Origin of the sequence: Planococcus circulans (assembly GCF_020023385.1) — a bacterium.
Classification (GTDB): domain Bacteria; phylum Bacillota; class Bacilli; order Bacillales_A; family Planococcaceae; genus Planococcus.
In genome coordinates this window covers 459,711-483,700 of sequence record NZ_JAIQCL010000001.1, presented here as the reverse complement: position 1 = coordinate 483,700, position 23,990 = coordinate 459,711, and the positions used below count along the sequence as shown (strand labels likewise).

Annotated in this window: 18 protein-coding genes and 1 tRNA gene; 15 read left to right on the top strand and 4 right to left on the bottom strand. The window is 46.6% G+C overall.

All coding sequences use genetic code 11. The annotated features are described in order from the left end of the window. Nucleotides 1-65 precede the first annotated feature (65 nt). The 4 genes from K8U60_RS02450 (at nt 66) to K8U60_RS02435 (ending at nt 4,750) form a co-directional block, all read left to right on the top strand. A complete protein-coding gene (locus K8U60_RS02450; protein ID WP_223633866.1) occupies nt 66-590 on the top strand; it encodes a DUF1850 domain-containing protein in 525 nt (174 codons plus the stop codon). Beyond that, nucleotides 580-2,613, top strand: coding sequence for a TRAP transporter permease (locus tag K8U60_RS02445; protein ID WP_223633864.1), 2,034 nt, complete (start codon nt 580-582; stop codon nt 2,611-2,613). The genes K8U60_RS02450 and K8U60_RS02445 overlap by 11 nt, the downstream gene beginning before the upstream one ends. A gap of 501 nt (nt 2,614-3,114) precedes the next feature. After that, nucleotides 3,115-4,374, top strand: a complete 1,260-nt coding sequence (locus K8U60_RS02440) for a Y-family DNA polymerase (RefSeq protein WP_223634872.1) — start codon at nt 3,115-3,117, stop codon at nt 4,372-4,374. A gap of 13 nt (nt 4,375-4,387) precedes the next feature. Next, a complete protein-coding gene (locus K8U60_RS02435) occupies nt 4,388-4,750 on the top strand; it encodes a YolD-like family protein (protein WP_223633862.1) in 363 nt (120 codons plus the stop codon). A 264-nt stretch (nt 4,751-5,014) separates the two neighbouring features. Here the strand turns inward: K8U60_RS02435 and K8U60_RS02430 are convergent. The 3 genes from K8U60_RS02430 to K8U60_RS02420 all read right to left on the bottom strand — a co-directional run bounded on the left by K8U60_RS02430 (nt 5,015) and on the right by K8U60_RS02420 (nt 6,285). Then, nucleotides 5,015-5,087: transfer RNA gene (locus tag K8U60_RS02430), tRNA-Val, on the bottom strand. Between the two features lie 128 nt (nt 5,088-5,215). Further along, on the bottom strand, nt 5,216-5,947 hold the full coding sequence (locus K8U60_RS02425) for a thermonuclease family protein (protein WP_223633859.1): 732 nt from the start codon (nt 5,945-5,947) through the stop codon (nt 5,216-5,218). Nucleotides 5,948-6,141: 194 nt separating this feature from the next. Next, nucleotides 6,142-6,285, bottom strand: a complete 144-nt coding sequence (locus K8U60_RS02420) for a hypothetical protein (protein WP_223633856.1) — start codon at nt 6,283-6,285, stop codon at nt 6,142-6,144. A gap of 116 nt (nt 6,286-6,401) precedes the next feature. On the opposite strand from K8U60_RS02420, the gene K8U60_RS02415 reads away from it, so the two are divergent. The 6 genes from K8U60_RS02415 to K8U60_RS02390 all read left to right on the top strand — a co-directional run bounded on the left by K8U60_RS02415 (nt 6,402) and on the right by K8U60_RS02390 (nt 13,007). Further along, nucleotides 6,402-7,325, top strand: coding sequence for a Gfo/Idh/MocA family protein (locus K8U60_RS02415; protein ID WP_223633854.1), 924 nt, complete (start codon nt 6,402-6,404; stop codon nt 7,323-7,325). A 64-nt stretch (nt 7,326-7,389) separates the two neighbouring features. Beyond that, nucleotides 7,390-8,778 carry an aldehyde dehydrogenase gene (locus K8U60_RS02410; RefSeq protein WP_223633841.1) on the top strand — a complete coding sequence of 463 codons (1,389 nt, stop codon included), beginning with the start codon at nt 7,390-7,392 and terminating at the stop codon, nt 8,776-8,778. Between the two features lie 720 nt (nt 8,779-9,498). Then, entirely contained in the window at nt 9,499-10,197 is a 699-nt protein-coding gene (locus K8U60_RS02405) for a response regulator transcription factor (RefSeq protein WP_223633839.1), read from the top strand. Further along, nucleotides 10,181-11,548: a sensor histidine kinase gene (locus K8U60_RS02400; RefSeq protein WP_223633836.1), complete on the top strand. Its 1,368-nt coding sequence runs from the start codon at nt 10,181-10,183 to the stop codon at nt 11,546-11,548. Before K8U60_RS02405 ends, K8U60_RS02400 begins: the two co-directional genes overlap by 17 nt. Continuing rightward, a complete protein-coding gene (locus K8U60_RS02395) occupies nt 11,548-12,243 on the top strand; it encodes a PepSY domain-containing protein (RefSeq protein ID WP_223633833.1) in 696 nt (231 codons plus the stop codon). The genes K8U60_RS02400 and K8U60_RS02395 overlap by 1 nt, the downstream gene beginning before the upstream one ends. A gap of 110 nt (nt 12,244-12,353) precedes the next feature. Continuing rightward, nucleotides 12,354-13,007 (top strand): PepSY domain-containing protein, encoded by a 654-nt coding sequence (locus K8U60_RS02390; RefSeq protein WP_223633830.1) that lies wholly within the window; start codon nt 12,354-12,356, stop codon nt 13,005-13,007. A gap of 74 nt (nt 13,008-13,081) precedes the next feature. On the opposite strand, the gene K8U60_RS02385 is transcribed toward K8U60_RS02390, so the two are convergent. Continuing rightward, on the bottom strand, nt 13,082-14,653 hold the full coding sequence (locus tag K8U60_RS02385; RefSeq protein ID WP_223633826.1) for a PAS domain S-box protein: 1,572 nt from the start codon (nt 14,651-14,653) through the stop codon (nt 13,082-13,084). Between the two features lie 218 nt (nt 14,654-14,871). On the opposite strand from K8U60_RS02385, the gene K8U60_RS02380 reads away from it, so the two are divergent. The 5 genes from K8U60_RS02380 (at nt 14,872) to K8U60_RS02360 (ending at nt 23,946) form a co-directional block, all read left to right on the top strand. Beyond that, nucleotides 14,872-15,924, top strand: coding sequence for a M42 family metallopeptidase (locus K8U60_RS02380; RefSeq protein ID WP_223633823.1), 1,053 nt, complete (start codon nt 14,872-14,874; stop codon nt 15,922-15,924). Between the two features lie 19 nt (nt 15,925-15,943). After that, nucleotides 15,944-17,404 (top strand): UDP-N-acetylmuramoyl-L-alanyl-D-glutamate--2,6-diaminopimelate ligase, encoded by a 1,461-nt coding sequence (locus tag K8U60_RS02375; protein ID WP_223633820.1) that lies wholly within the window; start codon nt 15,944-15,946, stop codon nt 17,402-17,404. A gap of 622 nt (nt 17,405-18,026) precedes the next feature. Continuing rightward, nucleotides 18,027-19,595 carry a peptide chain release factor 3 gene (locus K8U60_RS02370; protein WP_223633819.1) on the top strand — a complete coding sequence of 523 codons (1,569 nt, stop codon included), beginning with the start codon at nt 18,027-18,029 and terminating at the stop codon, nt 19,593-19,595. Between the two features lie 136 nt (nt 19,596-19,731). Continuing rightward, nucleotides 19,732-22,791, top strand: coding sequence for an efflux RND transporter permease subunit (locus tag K8U60_RS02365; RefSeq protein WP_223633817.1), 3,060 nt, complete (start codon nt 19,732-19,734; stop codon nt 22,789-22,791). Nucleotides 22,792-22,866: 75 nt separating this feature from the next. Continuing rightward, entirely contained in the window at nt 22,867-23,946 is a 1,080-nt protein-coding gene (locus K8U60_RS02360) for an SDR family oxidoreductase (protein ID WP_223633815.1), read from the top strand. Nucleotides 23,947-23,990: the final 44 nt, after the last annotated feature.

The window sequence follows — 23,990 nt, the reverse complement described above, 5'->3', positions numbered from 1 at the left end:
TAACTGACGGTAAAGCGTGAGCTCTGCCGTCAGTTCTTTGTTTTGAAGATGGAGGAGAATGGTCTATGCAGTTTCTCCGGATGCAGAAATTTCTTCTTTTACTGATTGCCCTCATCTTAATCGGCTCCTTAATCGCATTCTTCCCTTTCCATAAGCATTATGTATTTATCGATAATCAGACTGAAGAAACAGCGGCTTATCTACCGGTGGAAAGTCCGTATTTCCAAATCAGGTATACGCATTCAATCCATCTGTCGGAAGTCATCGAGAGCTACAAAGTAATGGAAAATAATGAGCTGATGATGACAGAGCTTGAATACGAAGATTTTAATATTGGCATGCCTTCAAATGCAGGAGAAGGAGAGACCTTTGTCGAAAAAGACGGTAAATACTTCATCAAGAATATGACGAAGAAAATTCCTGAATTCCGGCTGTTTGTAGGGGATGTTGATGCAGGACTGTCATTTGGCACTAAAGGGCGTCAAATGGATTTGAAAAAAACGCTTGAAAGAGGTAAGTCGTATACTTTTCGGGTAGAGCGCTTATCCCTATTTCAACTAAGAAAAGGAGTGAGATTTGATGAGCGATAAGTTGCCTCCAGAAGAACGCGAACAGCAAAAGCTTCCACCAGAGGATGAATCCTACATCTCAGAAGAAAAACAGAAAGAAATCCTACAAAGATATGATCCCGAATCCAATACACGGGATTTAAGCGGAATCATTAAACATGTGGTCTTTTTCGGATTATTGGCATTTGCTCTATTCCAGCTTTATACGGCAATTTTTGGTCAATACACCGCCTATATTCAGCGCTCGATTCACTTAGGATTTGCTTTATCCCTGATCTATCTATTGTTTCCTGCCAGAAAACGTAAAGGAAACCGCCTTAAAGTTGCCTGGTACGATTATATCCTGGCCTTGTTGTCGATCGGCGTAGCTGCCTATTGGCCGATCATGTATGACGATTTGGTGTTCCGTCTGGGGCGGGTCACTGAATTGGACTTGATCGTCGGTATTTTAGCGATCTTGCTGACACTTGAAGCGACAAGGCGTGCAGTGGGAATGCCGATTACGGTCATTGCCAGTTTGTTTTTGGCCTATTCCTTTTTCGGTCCTTATTTCCCAGGATTCCTGCGTCATAGAGGACAAGATCTGGACTCAGTCGTTCAGTTGATGTTCTATACCACCGATGGAATATTGGGAACACCGATCGGCGTATCGGCGACTTTCATTTTCACCTTCCTGTTATTCGGTTCCTTCCTGGTGAAAACGGGAGTCGGACAGTACTTTAACGACTTGGCTGTATCCCTGGCCGGAAATTTAACGGGTGGACCGGCCAAGGTAGCGATTTTCTCAAGTGCCCTGCAGGGAACCATTTCCGGAAGTTCTGTTGCCAATGTTGTTACATCGGGTTCTTATACGATTCCGATGATGAAAAAATTAGGCTATAAAAAAGAATTTGCCGGCGGGGTGGAAGCAGCAGCTTCCACCGGCGGTCAGCTGATGCCCCCGATTATGGGGGCAGCAGCCTTCCTGATGGTGGAATTTATCGGGGGAGTGACTTACTGGGAAATTGCCAAAGCAGCTGCAATACCGGCTCTTTTATATTTCACAGGCGTTTGGATCATGACCCATTTCGAAGCCAAGCGAATCGGCTTAAAGGGCCTTTCACCGGAAGAAATGCCGGACCGCAAGGAAGTCTTGAAAAAGATTTACCTGCTCCTGCCGATTGTTGCAATCATCTTCTTCCTATTGATTGGTATTCCGACTATGCAAGCAGCGCTTTACGGGATTCTGCTGACGATTTTTGTCAGTGCCTTCAATAAAGAAACGCGCTTGAATTTCAAAGACATCATCTTAGCGTTGGTTGACGGTGCTCGGACTGCTCTGGCTGTTGCAGCAGCAACAGCGGCAGCAGGGATCATCGTCGGGGTCGTTGTAAAGACCGGCCTTGGTTTAAGTTTGGCGAATGGGCTGGTTTCCGCTTCAGGCGGAAATATCCTGCTGACGCTATTCTTCACGATGCTGGCAGCGATTGTCCTGGGTATGGGATCACCGACAACCGCCAACTATGTCATTACCTCAACGATAGCGGCACCAGCCATCATCACTTTGTTGATGATAGATGAGCCGGTTGGAGCAGCGGTGCCGCTTGTGGTCGCTTTATCTGCCCATTTATTCGTATTTTACTTCGGAATCATCGCCGATATCACCCCTCCGGTTGCTTTAGCAGCATTTGCGGCTTCAGGAATCTCGGGTGGTGAGCCGATACGGACCGGTTTCACCGCGGCTAAACTGGCGATAGCAGCGTTCATCATTCCGTATATGTTCGTTTTGTCACCAGCCCTTCTAATGATCGATACGACCTGGCCGGAACTGATCTGGGTATTGATCACGGCTCTGACAGGTATGATCGCTATCGGAGCGGGACTGATCGGTTATTGGTACCGGAAGCTAAACTGGATCGAGCGTATCCTGACATTTGCAACCGGACTTGCTTTGATTTATCCGGAAGGCCTATCTGATACAATCGGTGCTGTCGCATTTGTGATTCTGTTCGGAATCCAATGGCTGGCACGCGATAAAAAACCTGCTAAAACAGCAGAAGCATAATTGAACACAAAACCGGCCGGGCATTAGCCCGGCCGGTTTTGTGTTTTTTTATCATATAAAAAATATAAAAAAAACGAAAAAAGCCATCACCCGAAGGCGATGACTTTTTCAAAGCAAACTTTGTTCCTAAAGCTTGCAGTGGGTTTGGCACCCAATGATTCCTTCAGGGCGCGAACAGTTGCTGTCCTGTTTTCCGTTGCGCTGATAAGAACGATGGATGTCAAATCTCTTACTTGGACTATCATAATACGCGGTCAGCCAAATGTAAAGTTGTTAGAAAATTCGTTGATTCAGGCGGCAATTCTTCTGTCTAAGCTGAAGGCCAACCATCCCGGGTTGACTGAAATGAAAACAGCAGAAAAGTCTTGGAAAAGCGGCTTCTGTTCCCCTTCGAATTAAATAAAACAAAGACCGGAATTTTTATTTTCGCAAAAAGGATTGCTGTTGTCATAGTGGTGGTATAGAATAAGAACATACGTTCCCTTTAGGGAGGTGGCGATGATGAAAGGACATGAACTGCCGGAACGCTCTATATTCTGCATCGACATGCGCGGATTTTATGCCAGTGTTTCTGCGGTCGAGCTGGGGTTGGATCCACTGGAAGTGTGTATTGCGATTGTCGGGAATCAGGAGCGGAAGGGGAGTGTGGTTTTAGCTGCTTCACCGATGATGAAGCAGCGTTTTGGTGTGAAAACCGGCACGCGGCTTTTTGAAATCCCCAACCATCCGGACATCTTGCTGATTGAACCGAAAATGAAGCTGTATTTGGAGAAGTCCATGGCCATCACTGAGTTATTGGGAACTTATGTGCCAAAAGAGTCGATTCATATCTATAGCGTGGACGAAAGTTTCATTGAACTTACAGGCACTGAAAAGTTATGGGGATCGCCTGAAGTCACCATGCGCCGCATTCAACAGGAGTTGCTGGATCACTTCAAACTGCCTTCCTCGGTCGGTGGAGGGCCCAATATGCTGCTGGCGAAGCTGGCTTTGGATCTGGAAGCGAAAGAAACGGGTTTTGCCTATTGGACATATGCTGATGTAGCAGCGAAGTTATGGCCTGTTGCGCCTCTGCGGAGAATGTGGGGCATCGGATCACGAACGGAAAAGACCCTGAACAGCATGGGCATCTTTTGTGTGGGGGATCTGGCGAGTGCGGATGTCTCTCTGTTGGAAGAGCGGTTCGGGATTCTGGGCAATCAGCTGCATCAGCACGCGAATGGCATCGATTTATCGGATCTGGGATCTCCCTTGATAGAGGGGCAGGTCAGTTATGGAAAAGGACAGATTCTATATCGGGATTACATAGAAGAAAAAGACATCATGATAATCCTTCTGGAAATGTGCGAAGACGTAGCGATGCGGACGCGCCAAGCCCGCCGTGCAGGGAGGACGATACATTTAGGCATCGCATACAGCAAAACTGCCTTCGGTGGGGGCTTTTCCCGCTCGCGCTCTATTGAAGAAGCGACAAATGACACCTTGAAGATTTATCAGGTCTGCCAGGCGATTTTCAGAGAACATTTCCAGCACAAACCCGTCCGACAGATTTCACTGTCCATCAGCAACCTGGAAGAAGAATCATCCATGCAGTTAAGCCTTTTTGATGAACGGAAGTTCGAAAACAGAAGTCTTGGAACAGCCATGGACAGCATCCGGAAAAAGTACGGCTATTCGGCGATTTACCGGGGCATATCGGGTACCCAGGCAGGCACAGCCATAGCGCGGACGAAACTGATTGGCGGACACAATAAAGAATAAGGGGAGTGGTCCGATGAAGCGCAATAAATATTTAAAGACCGTAGGCGACATCAAAGACCGTGGAAAGATCAAATGGACAGCTTTAATGCTGCCGGAACATGTCGAAATGATCCGGGAGTGGTACGAAAAAGACGAAAAGGTACCCAAACCCGACCTGAACGAATACGACTTGCAGCTGCTCCAGGAGGAGATGGACATTGCACTGAAACGCCAATGCGAAGTCCTTATCCACAGCTGGAAGGACGGCGTGATCCATGAGCATAGGGGGATGATTGAAGGCATCGATGCAAGAAGCCGTATGTTGATTTACGGAGATCAAGCTGAAAAGCACAGGCTGCCGATGGATGAAGTGGTTTCGATTGTGACGGTTGAATGAAAGTAGGAATCGCTTCTTAGAGAAATTTAAAAAAGGGATGATGAAATGAAGCAGTTAAATTTGTATTTCTTTGGCGAAGAGAGCATAAGCTTTCAAGATGGATTCTATTTCTATGGTGGTATTTTACTGATTGTCCTATTATTGTTTTTAATTTGAGGATGGGTCCGCTGTTTTTTTCGGCTCGCTGTCCGCAGATTGAAAAATATGGAGCACAAAAAAACCGCGCAGCCAATGAGGCTGCGCGGTTTTTCAATTTAACACATATGATTCCTACTGGGCTCGAACCAGCGACCTCTACCCTGTCAAGGTAGCGCTCTCCCAGCTGAGCTAAGGAATCTCAATTTCCAGGACAAATATAAGTATATCTTGTCCACGGAAAAAGTCAATAGTTTTTGGAGAAGAAAAATACGATCTGCATTTCATCAGGCATCCAGGCGGAAAAAAGCTAGATGAAGAGCCTTTGTCCTACTGGCCAACACCCCGGAAACCGGCATCTTGTGCTTCTTGTTCAGTGCAGAACCATTCTTCCGGATTGGTTTGCTCGTAGGAGGAATCGCTCGGCATATGATAGATTTTATTGCCGCTGCGGTTGATGTTCCCTTTGATCGCGCAATCGCCTTGAGTCGGCTCTTCAGTGGCAGGGCTGTTATTTCCGGTTGAATCTTGTCCGAAGACATCTGAGTTGAAGCCCCGGTCAGTGGAATAGTTTTCGTATTGCCAAATGCCTGCTTCCTTGTCTCTCGCAATTTGTTCCGCTTGCTCGAAGTCATCGAGGTAGCGGGTATTTGGCGGGAACACATAGGCGACTCTGGCAAGTCCGGATTCAATCAGCTGTTCCTGTACACTTTCGCCATCCACATAAATATAGGCCAGCAAGCGGTCGTAGTCGTCAAAGCGGTCGCCGACGTCGAATTCGATCGATACATCGCCCGATTCAATCAGCCGTTTGTTTTCTTCAGTGGCTTCTTTGCCGAGAGGCTGTTCGCCCAGGCGTGGATGATTGGTTTCCGGTGTATCCATCAACAGATAGCGGACGGTCACTTCTTCACCCTCATAGATGATTTTGATGGTGTCGCCATCAATGACCTGTGTCACTTCCACATCGATCTGGTCGGTCGTGCCAGCGGTGTCCGTCGTCTCCAACATGCCGCAGCCTGAGAGGAAGAATAGAGTCAGTAATATAAGTTTCAATTTCATAAGGATCCCTGCTTTCGTTTCCTCATCATTATATGGAATAGTGAGCTTTGTGGCAATCAGACAGCTGGTTATGCATCTCTGTGCGGAAGCGGTCTTCCTAAAAAACGGCATAGTAAAACGCCTCTCTCAATTCCAAATTGAAGAAGGCGTTTTTATGTATGGCAGCGGCAATGGTCGTTTATAGACTTCAGCAATTAAAGTGCTGGCTCCGTTTGCTGCGCAGCTTCGTCGTAATATAAGATGGACTCTTCGGTAAGGCTTTCAAGCTTTTCTTTATTGACCCCGACTTCCAGTTCTCCTGTGAAAATAGGTTCCCACCAATTCAATTGTTTATTCATCATATTTCCTCCTCAGACGGTAGTGGTATTGTTTGACTATTCTATACCCCCAAAGGTTACACTAATAAACAAACAGCGTAAAAAAAGCCGGAAGGCCTTAAAAGGAGAGATTCTAAATGATTTCAATGGGCATCATTGGAGCGGGAATTGTTGGCGAACGGATCATTAAACAGATTCAGCAGGAAGGCTATATAGAGATCAGAGCAGTATACGATCAACAGACGGAACGGCTCACACAAATCAGCGAAACCTACGGAATTCCGATGGCGAAATCAGTGGAGGAAGTTCTCCATTCGGATATCAACTGGGTCTATATTGCGACACCGCCAGCTTTTCATGCCGAAATCGCCGAACTTGCAGCCAGTGCTGGGATCAATATCTTATGTGAAAAACCATTGGCGCAGAATGTGGAAGGCGGCGAAATGATGGCAGCTGCTGCGCAGGATAATCGCATCCAAACGGCTATGCATTTTCCGTTGATGTATAAACCGGCAGTCCGCGAAATGGCTAAGCGCGTCAAGAGCGGCCACATCGGAAAAATAGTCCGGATCGAACTGCAGACCTTTTTCCCCGATTGGCCAAGATTGTGGCAGCAGAATCCTTGGATCGGGTCGAGAAGTCAGGGAGGCTTTGTCCGTGAAGTCTTTCCCCATTATTTTCAATTGATGAACCGGCTTTTCGGTGACTTATCATTTACCTCCCATCACATCAGCTATCCGGAAGAAGTTGAAAAATGTGAAACCGGATTGATCGCCCATGGGCTTACCCGCGACCAGATTCCTTTTCTGGTGACAGGCATCAGCGGCATCGGACAAAAAGAGTTGCTGCAGTTCAAGGTTTACGGTGAGCGAGGAGTTCTGACGCTAGAGAACTGGTCAGATCTTTATGAATCGGCAAAAGGCGAAGATCGCCAATTGATCAATGAATTCGATGATGTCCCTTCGCTTTTTGAGGAAATGAACAATCAATCGACCCTTTTGGTCAATTTTGAAGAAGGACTGGTCGTCCAACGCTATATTGATCATTTATTGACTGAATAAGTGTTCATTTTTTGAATCTCCTGCCTTAATTGGTATAATGAAGAAACTTGAAGGAGGTTGGAAAATGAATTTTACAGCAACTGACGTGGAACAGATGATTGAAGAACAACGCAATTATTTTTATACAGGTGCCACTAAATCAACAGAGTTTCGGGTTGAGCAATTGCATCGGTTAAAAAAGGTGATCCAATCCCGTAAAACTGAAGTGATTGATGCCTTGAAGAAAGACTTGGGCAAAAGTGAATTTGAAGCCTATGCCACGGAAGTGGGATTTGTGCTCGACAGCATCGGCAGCATGGCGAAAAACCTGGAAGACTGGATGAAGCCGGAGCCAGTCAAGACACCGATTCATCTTCAGCCGGCGAAAAGCTTTGTCATCCGTGAACCGTATGGCTCTGTTTTAATCATCGGGCCTTTCAATTACCCCTTCCAATTGGTGATGGAGCCTTTGATCGGTGCCATCATCGGCGGGAATTGTGCAGTCGTCAAACCTTCTGAAGCGACGCCTCACGTAGCAAAAGTCATCCGTACTATCATTGAAGAAGCGTTTCCTTCCTACTATATTCGTGTAGTTGAAGGCGAGCGTGAAGAAGTGACGGCCTTGATCCACGCTTCATTCGATTATATTTTCTTCACGGGCAGCGTCAATGTCGGGAAAGTCATCATGAAAGCGGCATCGGAACGGTTAACACCGATTACCTTGGAGCTCGGCGGCAAAAGCCCGGCAATTGTGGACCAGACTGCAAATCTTGATCTGGCAGCGAAACGGATTGCTTGGGGAAAACTGATGAACACCGGGCAAACCTGTGTGGCACCGGATTATATTTGTGTGCATGAATCGGTTAAAAACGAATTCCTAAAAAAATTAACGAAAACGATACAGAACTTTTATGGCAAAGATGCACAAAAGAGCAAAGATTACGGACGCATCGTCAACACGCAGCATTTTGACCGATTAGCGGAAATCGTGCAGAAGGAAGCCAATCATGTCATCTACGGCGGCAAAATGGACCGCGATGACCTGTACATCGAGCCAGTGCTTCTGGACAACATCACTTGGGACAGCCCTTCGATGGAAGATGAGATTTTCGGGCCGATTTTGCCGATCATCACCTACAACGATTTACCGTTGCTGCTGCGCCAGATCCGCAAATTGCCGAAGCCTCTATCGGCTTACCTGTTCTCGGAAAATGACCGAGCAATCCGGTTCTTCCTGGATCAATTGCCGTTTGGCGGCGGCTGCATCAACGACACGGTTTCCCATGTGGGCAGTTCGTATCTGCCGTTTGGCGGAATCGGCACGTCAGGCATCAATTCCTATCATGGGAAATCCAGCTTTGAAACCTTTACGCATGCCAAATCGATTCTGAAAAAATCAACCAAATTTTCAACGAACCTGGTCTTTCCGCCTTATAAAAACAAAGCGAAATGGATCAAAACGGTATTGAGATAAGCGGCCTCCGGGTCGCTTTTTTTCGTTGTCGGATTGCTGGGCTCTTAGGTTGGCTTGCGCTTTTCTTTATTGTCCAGACTCCAGCGCCCAGCTCTTCGGGTCATAAGCCAGCCCAGCTGTGCGGCTGAAAACATGCCACTTTGCTGTTCTATCTTATGCCCGTCAGAGCTATACGGGCGCTTGCGCTTTTCTATTGTCCGGACTCCAGCGCCCAGCTCTTCGGGTCATAAGCCAGCCCAGCTGTGCGGCTGAAAACATGCCACTTTGCTGTTCTATCTTATGCCCGTCAGAGCTATACGGGCGCTTGCGCTTTTCTATTGTCCGGACTCCAGCGCCCAGCTCTTCGGGTCATAAGCCCACCCAGCGCCGTGGCAGAGAACGCCACTTTGCTGGTCTGTCTTATGCCCGTCAGAGCTATACGGGCGCTTGCGCTTTTCTATTGTCCGGACTCCAGCGCCCAGCTCTTCGGGTCATAAGCCCACCCAGCGCCGTGGCAGAGAACGCCCCTTTGCTGGTCTGTCTTATGCCCGTCAGAGCTATACGGGCGCTTGCGCTTTTCTTTATTGTCCAGACTTCAGCAGCCGCCCCTCGAGTCGCTTCAGTCTTACCGACAATGGCAAAGAGCGCCATTACCGGTAAGACTTCCAGCGCTTGTCGGGGCTAAACGGCTGCCTACGCTTTTCTTAAATCTGCTATGATAAATACTAAGAGGTGATGGCAATGGCGGAACGCATTTTAATTGTGGAAGATGAAAAAAGCATTGCACGTGTACTGGAATTGGAATTGAAGTTTGAAGGATACGAAATAGGCGTCGCGCATACAGGATCTGAAGGATTGATCCAATTCCGGGAACAGGATTGGGATTTGGTCCTGCTTGATTTGATGCTGCCGGAAATCCACGGGCTGGATGTTTTGAAACGCATCCGTTCTTCTGATGGGTCAATTCCGGTTATTTTACTAACTGCCAAAAACGATGTGAAAGATAAAGTGGCCGGCTTGGATTTGGGAGCTAACGATTATGTCACCAAACCATTTGAAATCGAAGAGTTGTTGGCACGGATCCGCGCTTGCCTGCGCTTGTCGAACGGCAACGGCAATTCGACGCTGCACCGATTCCATGAGTTGGAGATGAACGAAAGTACCCGGGACGTCAAAAGAGGCGGACGTGTAATCGAATTGACGCCACGGGAATTTGACCTGCTGCTGTATTTGATCAAAAATCCACAGCAGGTACTCAGCCGGGAACAAGTGCTGAATGCGGTGTGGGGCTATGATTATTACGGAGATACCAATGTGATCGATGTCTATATCCGCTATTTGCGGAAGAAAGTGGACGCCGGTGAAAACTCGACCTACATCCAGACCGTCCGTGGAGTCGGATATGTATTGAAGGAGCAAGGCCATGAAACTGAAAAATAAAATCCATATCTCTTCCGCTTTGTTGATGCTGGTCATTTTGCTGGTACTGGCTTTTGTCATTTATTTTTCATTCAGCCAATTGACATATTCAACGGAAGTGGAGCAGCTGCAGGCAGAAACAAATGCCTTAGTGGCGGATCTCAATGAAACTGCTGGAGATCCAGGAATTGTGCTGCGGGCCTATATGCCGGTCAACGGACTTGTGAAGGTGACGGTTCCAGAAGGCGAACAGCCTTCTCCCATCCAATCTCCGTCAGTGACTGTCCAGCTTCCTGCAGAATTGGAGGGCCAGTCCGGAACGGTGAATGTGGAAGGTGAGCGTTTTGCCTACAGCAAAGCACCCATCATCTGGACAGACGGCCAAGTGGCGGAATTGACAGTTGCGCAATCTTTACGGGAAACGACGAATAATTTGAATACGCTGCGCCTGGTATTGGTGGTGGGAACTTTACTGGCGATGATTCCTGTCATCATTTCCAGCATTGTGCTGGGGAAAATTGTGACACAGCCCATCACAAATCTTACAAAGACTATGACGCGCATCCAGCGAAACGGCCAATTTGAAAAATTGCCCGTGGAAGGGAAGTCTCAGGATGAGCTGGCGCAGATGGGCCATACCTTCAACGAAATGATGGGCTTGTTGGAAGAGAATTATTCCAAGCAGGAGGAGTTTGTTTCAAATGCTTCCCATGAACTGAAGACGCCGCTGACGGTCATCGGCAGTTATGCCAAATTGCTCGAGCGGCAAGGGATGCAGGATGAGAAAATTGCAGAGGAAAGCATCTCTGCCATTCGCGCAGAAACCGATCGGATGAAAGCGTTGATCGAGCAGTTGCTGCACATTGCCCGCCGGAGTGAGTCGCAAGTTGAATGGACAAAAGTGAACGCCGTAGATTTATTGGAGCAGACTGTGACAGCGATGAACACATCTTACAATCGTGAATTCAAGCTGATCACCACGGAACAGTCACTGCCGATCACGACCGATACGGCAAAGTTCAAACAGTTGCTGTATATTCTCCTGGATAACGCCCGGAAATACAGTTCGGACAAGATCGAAGTAGTGGCGAGGAAAAATGGCGACACCGTCATCCAGATTCGCGATACGGGAATCGGCATTCCAAAAGAAGCAGTGCCGTATGTCTTTGAACGCTTTTACCGGGTCGATAAAGCAAGAAGCCGGGAAACAGGTGGTTTTGGCTTGGGCTTGTCTTTGGCGAAGCAATTGGCTGATTCGCTGAACGTCAAAATCGAGCTGGAAAGCATCGAACAGCTGGGGACCACAGTATCCATCATTTTCTCAGAGAATTTTAATGTTGGGGATGTACACTCAAAGCAGGAGGGATTGTGATGCGAAAATGGATGGTTATGGCGTCAGCGACAATCTTGCTAGGAGCAGTAGTCTTGGTGTTTCTGTTGTTCCCGAATTCTTCAGAGGAGATAACGATGGATCAGGCCAATGAAACGGTGATCAGCCTCTACGGAGGAAAAGTGGAACAAACCACGGAATCCGGTAAAGTCTACAGCGTGGAATTTCAGCGGGCGGATGGACGTTACTTGGCATTGGTCAACCGACAGAACGGTCAAGTCGAAAATATGGAATTGATTGAAAAAACGGCAGCGGCCAAAGAACTGACTGAACAGCAAGCGAAGGACCTTGCTTTGGAAAAAGCTGAAGGGACAGTCGACAGCATCAGTTACGACGAAGGACGCAATGAGTATGACGTCAAGGTCAAGGGAGAAACACAGATGTCGACGGTTGTCTTATCTGCAGCAACTGGGGAAGTATGGAAGATTAGCCAGGAGCCGATTGAAGCGGAATCTCCAGCGGAGGAACCGGAACCTGATCGAATCATTACGCGGGATGAAGCAGTCCGGCTGGCTAAAAACACCTTGGACGGAGAACTTCAGGAAGCGGAGTTTGTACAGACGGAAGACGGCGGCTACTACTTGGTGGAAATTGAAAACGATCAGACCGAGCAAGAAGCGACTGTTCAGATCCATGCAATACGCGGTGATACGATGTCGGTCGAGTGGGATGATTGACACTGAGAACAGTTTCATGGATTTCTCATCAAATTCTCATAAAGCCTTAATCTTCTCCTCAGAAGAGAAGGTTATTGTAAGAGTAACAACAAATGAGGAGGAGAAATTACATGAAGAAATTAATTTACATTCCAGTTGCAGCAGGGGTTTTAGCGTTTGGGGGCATTGTCTTGGCCAACACCGAAGCGCCTGCAGCCAATCCAGCATCTACATCAGGAACGGTGACCAATGAAGTGCAGACATCCTCAGCAACTGAAAAAATGCTCAGTTTTGAGGAAGTCTCAGCGAAAGCCTTGGAGTTGGCAGATGGTCGCATCACCGATATTGAATTGGACAAAGATGACAGAAGACCCCATTACGAAGTCGATATCGATTTTGATGGCTACGAATATGATTTTGAATTCGATGCCTACACAGGCGAAGTACTGAAGCAAAAACGTGAAAAAGACAGAGATGACGATTCTAAACAAATGAAAGAAGCAGCTTCATCGGCAGGTACATCATCCGCTGCAAGCAATTCCACTAGCCAAACGGCATCATCGAGCGAGGAATTGATCGGTTCTGAAAAAGCAGTCGAGGCAGCTTTAGCAGTAGTGAGCGGAACAGTTGAAAGTCTCGAACTCGAAAAAGATGATGGCGTTTCGTATTACGAAATCGATATTAAAGATGGCCGTACGGAGCATGATGTCGAGGTCAATGCAAAAGATGGTTCCATATTGAAAGTCGATTCGGATACTGATGACGATGATGATGACTGGGATTAATCAAAACCTATACACTAACTAAAACACAAAAAAACAGCAGGAGAAAAATCCGTGGATTTTTCTCCTGCTGTTTTTCAGTTATTGAGCGGCAACAGAATTTTGGCGGCTGTTCCTACGCCCAATGTACTCGATATAAGGAGGTCGCCTTGATGTTCTTGGACGATTTTCTGGGAAATGAGCAATCCCAGCCCTGTGCCGGTTGCTTTCGTCGTATAAAAAGGTTGGAAAACCTCTCCTAAATCTGCTGCTGAGATGCCATTTCCCGAATCATTGAAGGTGATGGACAACATGGATTCGTCTTCGGCTTTCATCAAAATCCGAATTTCTCCAGGTTCATCCATCGACTCAATCGCATTCTTCAGTAAATTGATGAAAACTTGCTTCAAGTGATGCTCTTCCCCGTTGACCTGAAAATCTTCATCCCAATCTTTTTTCACTGTGATGCCATGCAGATTAAGTTCTGGACCGAACAGCAGCAAAATATCATCCAATGCATTTTGGATACTGAACTTCTTCAATGCTGAAGCTTGAGGTTTTGCCAAAATCAGAAATTCACTGATGATCAGGTTGATCCGGTCCATCTCGGATTGGATCAATGCTGTATACTCCGGAAACAGATGCTTGGGATCATGGTGCATCATTTGGACGAAACCGGAAATGACGGTCATCGGATTTCTGATTTCGTGTGCAACGCCTGCAGCAATTTCGCCGGCGAGCTTCAGTTTTTCCGATTGAAGAATCAGTTTTTCCGACTCTTTCTGATAGCTGATATCCCGTGAGATGATGGACGTGGCTATCACTTTTTGAGAATGGTCAAAAATGGGTGATAAGGTGACCTGTGCATGGAAACGGCTGCCATCTTTTCGGACATCTACGGTTTCAAGCAGGGAATAACTTTCCCCTTGTTGAACGTCCAATGTTCGTTTCTCGGCGGCCTCTCTCATATCCTCCGGATAAAGCGGCAAGATTTTTCCGATGCATTCTTCGGAAGTCCACCCATAAAGATCCTCGAAAGCCGGATTGACGGCGATGATTTTATTGTTTGAATCGAACACCGCAATGGCATCTTTCGCAGTTTCAAAAAATAATTGTAGATAACCTTCCTTCGACATCAAGGCCTTTTCCATCGACGCATTTTTAATTTCTAACTGCTTCCAGTAATGGCTGAAATAAATACTGTGTAAAAGTGTAATCGATAATACAGCAACGAAAAAAACAACAATAGAGAGTTGGATATAAGGCAATGGGGCTCTCGCTGCAAACCGGTCAAATACGGTCAATAGAAGCGCAAATTCAATAGAAGTGACAACAGCCAGTATGACGATTGGTTTCGTATCATTGTATAGGGCAGAAGCAATAATGGGTATTACAAAAAAAACAAGCGTTACAGAGGACAAAGATTCGAAATTTAAAATGAAAACATACAAATTCATAGCAAAAAGAACCATGAATTGAAGAGCACGTTCCTGTATTTTTACAGAAAATAACCCCAGCAGCACCAGATAGGAAAAGATGCCGAACAACGGCGATATAATTGCAGAATTCATCTCGATCCACTGATTGAGCAGAAAATGCAGGATGCTTGAAAATCCGTACAAATGGATGAATAATTGATTTCTTTTGCGGTTGGTTTCATTTCTTTCCATTGGACACCTCAAGTTCATGCTTTTATGTGGTTCATTGCGTATACTTGCTTGTCGAATTTCATTAAGCAATTCTATTTTTCACTAGAACCAACCTAGAAATGGCTGATGCCAGAGGCTGGGGTGAATTCTTTGAGTCAACTTATACTATAATACTATAAGACAGGACTGTCCGAACATCTTTCATTTTGATATGATTATAAGATCGAGGAGTGATAGAAATGACTTACCAATGGAATCAAAACGAAACCATCGAATTATTGAAAGAACTAGTGGAAATTCCAAGCCCTTCAGGATACACCATGGATGTCATGTCAAAAATCCGCACAGTGTTGACACAGTGGGGCGTTGATCACAAGACCACCCATAAAGGTGCGGTGATTGCGACGATCGAAGGGGAAAATCAGCAGCAGCATCGGCTTCTGACTGCTCATGTTGATACACTCGGCGCGATGGTGAAGGAAATCAAACCAAGCGGCCGCTTAAAGCTGTCATTGGTCGGAGGCTTTAAATTTAATGCCATCGAAGGGGAAAACTGCCTCATACATAAAGCGGATGGCTCGACGGTCTCCGGAACCATTCTTTTGCATCAGACCACCGTCCATGTCTACAAAGATGCAGGATCCGCTGAACGCAGTGCAGACAATATGGAAGTTCGCCTGGACGAGAAAGCTTTTTCGCAGGAACAGGTAAGAAGCCTCGGCATTGAAGTAGGCGATTTTGTGTCGTTCCAGCCAAGATTTGAAGCGACCCAATCCGGATACATTAAATCCCGCCATTTGGATGATAAGGCAAGCACGGCGTTGCTCCTTCAATTGGTGAAGCATTTGAAAGAGACTGGAGAACAGCTGCCGAATACGACCCACTTTTATATATCCAATAATGAAGAAATCGGCTATGGCGGCAATTCAAGCATACCTCCGGAAACACAGGAATACATTGCGGTCGACATGGGCGCTATTGGAGACGGACAGGAATCGGATGAATATACCGTTTCCATTTGTGCGAAAGATTCAAGCGGCCCTTATCATTACGGATTGACCCGCCATCTGATTTCCCTGGCGAAAGACCAGGGGATCGACTACAAAGTCGACATCTATCCCTATTATGGATCGGATGCTTCAGCTGCGATCAGCGCCGGCCATGATGTTAAACATGCCTTGTTTGGTCCGGGCATTGAAGCGTCACATTCGTATGAACGTACCCATACAGATTCATTAAAAGCGGCGGCAGCCTTGCTTCATGCATACGTGCTGTCTCCATTGGTTTCATAAGAGTTAGGAGAGGATCTACATGAACAGCAAAGATTTACTTGCGGCAATTCCATATAAGCAGATTAAAGGAGCTTTGCCCGAAACGGTTGAACACCTGACAATAGATTCCCGTGACATTAAAGCCGGCTCAATTTTTGTATGCATCGCCGGCTATACAGTGGATGGCCATGATTTTGCACAAGGTGCTGCGGATCAAGGGGCAGCGGTGATCATAGCTGAAAGGCCATTGACCATTGATAATGCGACAGTCGTCCTTGTAGACAGCACTTCGCGGACTTTGGGTCTATTAGCTGCTAAGTTTTACGACTATCCTTCCAAGCTTCTTCACATGATCGGTGTCACCGGCACCAACGGCAAAACCAGTGTGGCGGGCATCCTGCATTCAATGCTGATGAATCTTGGCGAGAAATCGGCGTTGACGGGCACGATTGGCTTCAACCTGAATGGCCAACTGCATCCATCGGCCAATACGACAAACGATGTATTGACGACACAGCAGATGATTGCACGTGCACGCGATGAAGATTGTTCGCATATGACGATGGAAGTTTCGTCGCATGGCTTGGTCCTCGGCCGTCTTGCAGGAGTGGAATTCGACACGGCAATTTTCACCAATCTTACGCATGACCATCTGGATTTCCATGGCACTATGGAAGAATATGGCCATGCCAAAGCTTTATTGTTTTCGCAGCTGGGGCAGGATCTTGCCAACCGGAAACAGGCCATTTTAAACGCGGATGATTCCTGGTCCAACGAAATTGCGAAAATGACGCCTCACCCCGTTTACACATACGGCATTCGCAACGACGCTCAATTCCAAGCGAAGGAAATCGAACTGACACATGAAGGTACGTCCTTCACTCTTGAATGTTCGGAAGGGAAGTTCCCGGTAAGCATGAAGTTGCTTGGCGAATTCAATGTTTCCAATGCATTGGCGGCAATTGCCGCATTATATGCGGAAGGCTACAAACTGCATGAAATCCTGAAGGCTTTATCGGAGATTTCCCCTGTCGAAGGCCGTATGCAGAAAGTGGAAATCGAGGCGCCTATCTCGGTTTTCATCGACTATGCGCATACACCGGATGCAATTGAAAAAGCGATTGATGCTGTCCAGGATTTCAAAACGAATAAAATCATTTTCCTGGTAGGAACAGGCGGCAACCGCGATAAAACAAAACGCCCTATCATGGCTGAAAAAGCATCCGTCGCAGATTATGTCGTATTGACGACAGATGATCCACGCGATGAAGCTTACGACAGTATTTTAGGTGATTTGGAAACCGGCATGACCCACAGTAATTTCGCCTGCATCGGCGACCGCGAAGAAGCGGTCAAGCATGCTGTGCAACAGGCAGAAACGGGCGACATCATTATTCTTGCCGGAAAAGGGCATGAAGATTACCAGATTATCGGCAATACCAAATACCCGCACAGCGACAAAGAAATCGCGATACAGGAAGCATTGAAAAAGTTTCAGTGAAAAAGTCTAACCAAAATAATTAGCGGTGCATAACCCCAACCAGGCTGGCCACTTCGCTTTCCGTGGGCTCAGCTTCAGCCTCCTCGTCACTGGAAAAACCCATGCTCCTGCATCGCTGCGCTAGCTTCGTCGCAAAGGCATTGGCCTTACAAGTTTCGGCCAATGCCTTTCCTGCGGGGTCTTCAGCTTTCGTCGCTGCGCTGCTCCCACAGGAGTCTCGTGGCCAGCCTGGTCGGGAATGTGTTGATTCGATCAAAGACAGAAGCCTGCTAGTCAGTTACAGGATAAAAATAGTAACAACAAATCGGAGAGATCTTTCACTCAAGGATCCGAAGTGCAAGGCGGCGAAGGGCAAAGATATGCTCCTGCATCGCTGCGCTAGCTTCGTCGCAAACGAGTCAGGCACAGCCCGAGCCCGTGGAAAGCGTCCGCCTGGAGCGCAGGATCCGGTGTAAACATGATGAGATGAGTATTTATTCTTCTAATGATCTAAATACTCTTTTGTCTATAAGCTTAAAAAGAAGCCTCCAGTGGCTTCTTTTTTCTGCAGGCGTTAAAATTCCTTGTTTTTTTCAGTCCCCTTCTCTAATATGAAGAGAGTAGATTAAAGGAGCGTATAAACATGTCAGACCAATTAAAGAATGAAATTCAAAATAGAAGAACCTTCGCCATCATATCCCACCCGGATGCCGGGAAAACGACCTTAACGGAAAAGCTGTTATTATTCGGTGGAGCTATCCGTGATGCCGGAACTGTCAAAGGGAAGAAAAGCGGCAAGTTCGCTACATCCGACTGGATGGAAATCGAGAAGCAACGGGGAATTTCTGTAACTTCTTCCGTCATGCAATTTGATTATGCCGGGCACCGCGTCAATATTCTCGACACTCCCGGACACCAGGATTTCAGTGAAGATACCTACCGAACCTTGATGGCCGTCGACAGTGCTGTCATGATCATCGATGTTGCCAAAGGAATTGAAGCGCAGACCGTCAAGCTTTTCAAAGTCTGTAAGATGCGCGGCATTCCGATTTTCACCTTCATCAACAAAATGGATCGCCAAGGAAAAGAGCCTTTGGAATTGATGGAAGAATTGGAAGAAGTATTAGGAATTCAATCCTATGCAATGAACTGGCCGATTGGCATGGGGAAAGAATTTCTCGGCATTTACGACCGTTTCAACAAACGCATTGAGCCATTCCGTTCTAAAGAAGGACGTTTCCTGGAGTTGAATGAAGAAGGGAAATTACTGAATGACCACGAAATGACCAAATCGTCCTATTATACACAAGCGATGGAAGACATCGATCTATTGAACGAAGCCGGCAACGATTTTTCAATCGACCGGGTGAAAAAAGGCGAATTGACGCCGGTGTTCTTCGGCAGTGCTTTAGGCAATTTCGGTGTTGAAACCTTCTTGGAAACTTACCTGCAATTTGCACCTTCGCCGCAGCCGCGCGATACACAGGAAAAAGAGGAAATCGATCCGGTCGAGATGCCGTTTTCAGGGTTTATTTTCAAAATCCAAGCCAATATGAACCCCGCTCACCGCGACCGCATCGCTTTTGTACGGATTGTTTCCGGCAAATTCGAGCGGGGCATGAACGTGACGTTGGCGCGTACCGGCAAAAACATTAAATTGTCACAAACCACCCAGTTCCTGGCGGATGACCGCGAAATGGTCAATGAAGCCGTAGCTGGAGATATCATCGGTCTCCATGATGTGGGGAATTACCAAATTGGTGACACCATCACCAGCGGAAAGAAATTCCAATTTGAAAAACTTCCTCAGTTCACTCCAGAACTTTTCATGAAAGTGACCGCTAAAAACGTCATGAAACAAAAGCACTTCCATAAAGGAATTCTTCAGCTTGTACAGGAAGGCGCGATCCAATACTACAAAACGCTTCACCTGGAAGAAGTCATCCTTGGTGCAGTCGGGCAGTTGCAATTCGAAGTGTTCGAACACCGGATGAAAAATGAATACAATGTAGATGTGCGAATGGAGCCGGTCGGTTCTAAAATTGCACGCTGGATTGAAAATGAAGAAGATGTCAAAGAATCGATGTCAAGTGGACGTTCCATGCTTGTACGGGACCGTTTCGATAATTATGTCTTTTTATTCGAAAACGAGTTTGCGACACGCTGGTTCCAGGACAAAAATCCGGGCATTCGATTGTACAGCCTACTATAAAAATAAGAACCTGCTTCGGCAGGTTTTTTTATTTTTTTGAAAAAAGTGGCAAAAAGGTGAACATCATCTATATGATTTGCGGTTGCAAGTGATTTTTCTTATGATAGAGAAACACGGATAAGAGAGGGTTGGACAAATGAAAATAAGCGATTTTTCGATAAAAAGGCCTGTTTTTACGCTGGTTATTATGTTCCTGATCATCATTTTGGGAGCGGTCTCATTCAGCCGTATTCCGATTACACTGATACCTGAACTTAATCCGCCGATTGGTGTAGTAGTGACCAACTACCCTGGGGCCAGTCCCACAGAAGTAAGTGAGAAAGTAACAAAGCCCCTGGAAGCGAATTTGGCGACCTTGCCGGGGATTGAGTCGATTCAATCGAACAGCCAGGAAGGTTCAAATTTTATCCTGCTGGAATTTGATTGGTCGACGGATATCGACGATGTCCAATCAGACATTATGCAGCGGATCGACCAAACACCGATACCTGATGATTCAAACGATCCACGCTTTCTGAAGTTCGACCCTTCTCAATTCCCGATTCTTCAGTTGTCTCTGCGGTCAAGTGACCCGGATGCTGATGTGCGTGTGGTTGCGGAAGAATTGGAAACGGAGCTTCGCCAGACAGATGGCGTGGCCAGCGTGAATATTTCCGGTTCTTTAATAGAAGAAATCCAAATCGAATTGGACCAGGCAGAACTTGAGGAACGCGGCCTCCAACAATCGGACGTGGTCCAGCTGATCCAGGCAAATAACATTTCATTGCCGGGGGAACCGATTGAAACCGAAGATGGCCGGAACTTGACTACCCGAATTATCAGTACCTTGACAAGTGTTGAGGAGATACGGGAACTCGTTCTTACGATTGACCCCATAGAAGGCGATAATGTAACAATCGCTGATGTCGCCGAAGTCAACGTCAGCGAACGTCAAAGCAATAGTGAAACAAGAACCAATGAAGAGCCGGCTGTCCTGCTGTCGGCATTGCAGGAATCTCGGGCAAATACAGCTGAAGTTTCAGATGCTTTCCAGGAAAGGCTGGATGAGTTGCTGAGCGAAGAACGTTTTGAAGGAGTTGAAGCGGATATCCTGTTTGACCAGGGCGATTACGTCAAATTGGCAATCGGCAATATCGGTCAAACCCTGATTCTGGGTGGGATTTTTGCGATGCTCGTCTTGTTCTTTTTCCTGCGCGGCATCAAGAGTCCGATCATTATCGGGGTGGCCATTCCTTACTCGGTCATTGTGACTTTTGTGTTGATGTTCTTTGCTGACTTTGCTTTGAATATTTTAACTTTGGGTGCACTCGCTCTCGGTATCGGGATGCTAGTGGATAACGCGATTGTGGTCATCGAGAATATCGAGCGCCATTTGGCAATGGGTAAAAACTCGAAGAAAGCCGCTTCCGAAGGCGCGAAGGAAGTTTCGGGTGCAATCATTGCATCCACCCTCACCACTGTCGCTGTTTTTATACCGGTTATCTTCATATCCGGCTTGATCGGAGAAATTTTCTTTGAATTTGCTTTAACGATTTCATTCAGCCTTTTTGCCTCTTTAGCGGTGGCTTTGACCGTCATTCCGATGATGGCTTCAAGAATGCTTGGAAAACCAAGCGACAAGCCAAAAGTGCAGAAAGATGCGTCAAAAAGCGTCAAAGCATTCGAAGGATCCGTTATTTGGGCATTGCGCCACAGAATCATCGTCTTGTTTACGGCACTTGTTTTGCTGGTAGTCGGCGCTTTTGGCGTGATGCAAGTCGGTACAGAATTTATACCGGCGACAGACGAAGGTTTCGTCAGTGTTTCTGTAGAGCTTGAAGAGGGCTCTTCGAGAACAGCAACAGACGAGGTGGTCAATCAGATTGAAGATGAATTGAAACTGGAAGAAGATGTAGATGTTTACGTCAGCTTGATCGGTTCGACTCAGCAGGGACAGGCGCAAGGTTCCTCAGAATCAAATACTGCTGAAATCTATGTGAAACTTGTGGACCTGGGCGAACGGGATCGTTCCATTTTCGAATTTGTGGATGAAGTCCAGCCGCGGGTACTGGAGAAAGTTGGAGAGCAGGCTTTGGTCAGCTTCAACTTGCAGACAGCAGCCGGTTCTTCGCCAAATACCCTATCCTTTACAGTGACGGATACCGATCGGCAACGGCTGGATAACGCGGTCGCTGATATTGAAGGGGTTTTAACAGACCTTCCAGAAGTGACAGAACTGACGAATGACCGTCAAGAAACGATCGATGAGATCCAGATGACCATCAATCGTGATGCGGCCACCGAGTATGGCTTGCCGCCGGTTCAAATAGCTCAGACTGTCAATAATATCACTCGGGGCGTATTGGCTACACAGGTATTGACGGAGAATGATGAAGTCCTCAGTGTTTACGTCGCTTATGAAGAAGGCGAAAGAAACAGTCTTGAAAAGCTGCGCGAATTATCGCTACGGACGCCTGCAGGGGAATTCGTTGAGCTTCAGGAGCTTGCAGATATCGAAGTTGCACAAGGGCCTGTCAGCATTCAACGAGTGGACCAGGCAGACAGTGTCTCCTTTACCCTGCAGCATCAATCGAGCATCACTTTGGGCGACATGTCTGATGAGGTGGATACAGCAATTGCAGAATTGGACTTGGATGAAAATACGATGATTTCGTTTGGCGGAGACCGGGAATTGTTGGATAACTCCATAAACGATATGATGCTTGCGGTTGTGCTTGCTATCGTCTTGGTTTACATCGTTATGGCCGCACAATTCGAATCCTTCAAATATCCATTGGTCATCATGTTCACTGTACCGTTGATGGCGATTGGTGTAGCAATTGCCTTGTTTGTCACACAGACGCCGGTCAGCATCACCGCAGTTATCGGCCTGCTGGTTCTGGTGGGTATTGTCGTCAACAACGGGATTGTGCTGGTTGATTACATCAATCAGCGGAAACAAGCGGGAATGGGTTCCTACGACGCCATTATTACTTCCGTCCACGATCGCCGCCGTCCAATCTTAATGACGGCATTGACGACTATTTTAGGCTTGCTTCCTCTGGCGATTGGAATTGGGGAAGGGACTGAAATCAACCAGCCGATGGGGATTACTGTAATCGGTGGACTTATCAGTTCAACCTTGCTGTCCCTTTACATTGTACCGATTGTCTATAGCCTATTTGATAAACAAACAAGAAGAATGAATAAAAAGTAAGCCTTCGGGTTTACTTTTTCTTTTTGCTGAAAATTATTGGAAAATTTAGTATGATTGTAAAAAGGAGATGTATCTATGAGAGAAGTGGTATTTACAGGATTTCCAGGATTCATTGCCAGTCAATTGATTCAAAAGCATGCCGAGAACAACGAAGCGATTTCGGCCATCATCCTTTCGTCGGAACGGCCGAAAGCAGAAAAGGAAGCTGAGCGCATCCAAAAAGAAACCAATTGCCGGGCCATTAAACTGATTGAAGGTGATATCACCAAAAGCGGCCTTGGACTTGCACATGCCGACAAAGAATATTTAGAAAAGAAAGAAGTGACATTTTGGCATCTTGCGGCAATTTATGACCTAGCAGTTCCAAGAGATCTTGCGTGGAAAGTCAATGTGGGGGGAACCCGCTACGTGAATGACTTTGTCGCGGCATTGCCTGTTATGGAACGTTACGTCTATTTCAGTACCGCTTATGTAGCAGGCAATCGGGAAGGAACTATTTATGAAAATGACTTGAAGCGTCCACAAGCTTTCAAAAACTTTTATGAGGAAACAAAGTTCGAAGCGGAATTACTGGTGAATGAAATGAAAAAAAAAGTGCCGGTTACGATTATCCGTCCCGGTATTGTCCGAGGCCATTCAGTGACAGGGAAAACCATCAAATTTGATGGGCCTTATTTTTTCCTGAATTTGATTGATCGCGTCAAGTTCCTGCCAATCATTCCATTTGTCGGACGTTCAAAATCCTATATTAATGTAGTACCGATCGATTATATTTTGAATGCCTCCATCTATCTCAGCAAGTTGGAAGCAGCAGAAGGGCAAACTATCCATCTGACAGATCCGAACCCTCATCCGGTGGAAGAAGTTTACCGCGGAATGGTCCACCTGATGACCGGGAAAAATCCAAAAGGGCGATTGCCGCACAACTTGGCGAAAGTGTCTTTGTCGGTTGCTGCAATAAGAAAAAGGTTGGGGGTGGAGGTTGAAACTTTGGATTATTTGACTTGGTCCGCGAATTTTGACACACAGAATGCCAAACGCCTTCTGAATGGCAGTGGCATTCACTGTGCCGATTTTCTTGAAACCATGCCGGCAATGGTGGATTTTTACAATCTGCACAAAAATGACAAGAAATTTCAAATCACCATTCATTAAAACTTTGCCTTGCATAAAAAAGATGCTATACTGACATTACAACT

Bases quoted from the DNA above. Each gene is read 5' to 3' on its own strand.
- K8U60_RS02410 (WP_223633841.1), top strand. From the start codon at position 7,390: ATGAATTTTACAGCAACTGACGTGGAACAGATGATTGAAGAACAACGC.
- K8U60_RS02360 (WP_223633815.1), top strand. From the start codon at position 22,867: ATGAGAGAAGTGGTATTTACAGGATTTCCAGGATTCATTGCCAGTCAA.
- K8U60_RS02425 (WP_223633859.1), bottom strand. From the start codon at position 5,947: ATGAAATTGAAACTTATATTACTGACTCTATTCTTCCTCTCAGGCTGC.
- K8U60_RS02370 (WP_223633819.1), top strand. From the start codon at position 18,027: ATGTCAGACCAATTAAAGAATGAAATTCAAAATAGAAGAACCTTCGCC.
- K8U60_RS02385 (WP_223633826.1), bottom strand. From the start codon at position 14,653: ATGGAAAGAAATGAAACCAACCGCAAAAGAAATCAATTATTCATCCAT.
- K8U60_RS02445 (WP_223633864.1), top strand. From the start codon at position 580: ATGAGCGATAAGTTGCCTCCAGAAGAACGCGAACAGCAAAAGCTTCCA.
- K8U60_RS02395 (WP_223633833.1), top strand. From the start codon at position 11,548: ATGCGAAAATGGATGGTTATGGCGTCAGCGACAATCTTGCTAGGAGCA.
- K8U60_RS02380 (WP_223633823.1), top strand. From the start codon at position 14,872: ATGACTTACCAATGGAATCAAAACGAAACCATCGAATTATTGAAAGAA.
- K8U60_RS02375 (WP_223633820.1), top strand. From the start codon at position 15,944: ATGAACAGCAAAGATTTACTTGCGGCAATTCCATATAAGCAGATTAAA.
- K8U60_RS02450 (WP_223633866.1), top strand. From the start codon at position 66: ATGCAGTTTCTCCGGATGCAGAAATTTCTTCTTTTACTGATTGCCCTC.
- K8U60_RS02440 (WP_223634872.1), top strand. From the start codon at position 3,115: ATGAAAGGACATGAACTGCCGGAACGCTCTATATTCTGCATCGACATG.
- K8U60_RS02390 (WP_223633830.1), top strand. From the start codon at position 12,354: ATGAAGAAATTAATTTACATTCCAGTTGCAGCAGGGGTTTTAGCGTTT.
- K8U60_RS02435 (WP_223633862.1), top strand. From the start codon at position 4,388: ATGAAGCGCAATAAATATTTAAAGACCGTAGGCGACATCAAAGACCGT.
- K8U60_RS02415 (WP_223633854.1), top strand. From the start codon at position 6,402: ATGATTTCAATGGGCATCATTGGAGCGGGAATTGTTGGCGAACGGATC.
- K8U60_RS02420 (WP_223633856.1), bottom strand. From the start codon at position 6,285: ATGAATAAACAATTGAATTGGTGGGAACCTATTTTCACAGGAGAACTG.
- K8U60_RS02400 (WP_223633836.1), top strand. From the start codon at position 10,181: ATGAAACTGAAAAATAAAATCCATATCTCTTCCGCTTTGTTGATGCTG.
- K8U60_RS02365 (WP_223633817.1), top strand. From the start codon at position 19,732: ATGAAAATAAGCGATTTTTCGATAAAAAGGCCTGTTTTTACGCTGGTT.
- K8U60_RS02405 (WP_223633839.1), top strand. From the start codon at position 9,499: ATGGCGGAACGCATTTTAATTGTGGAAGATGAAAAAAGCATTGCACGT.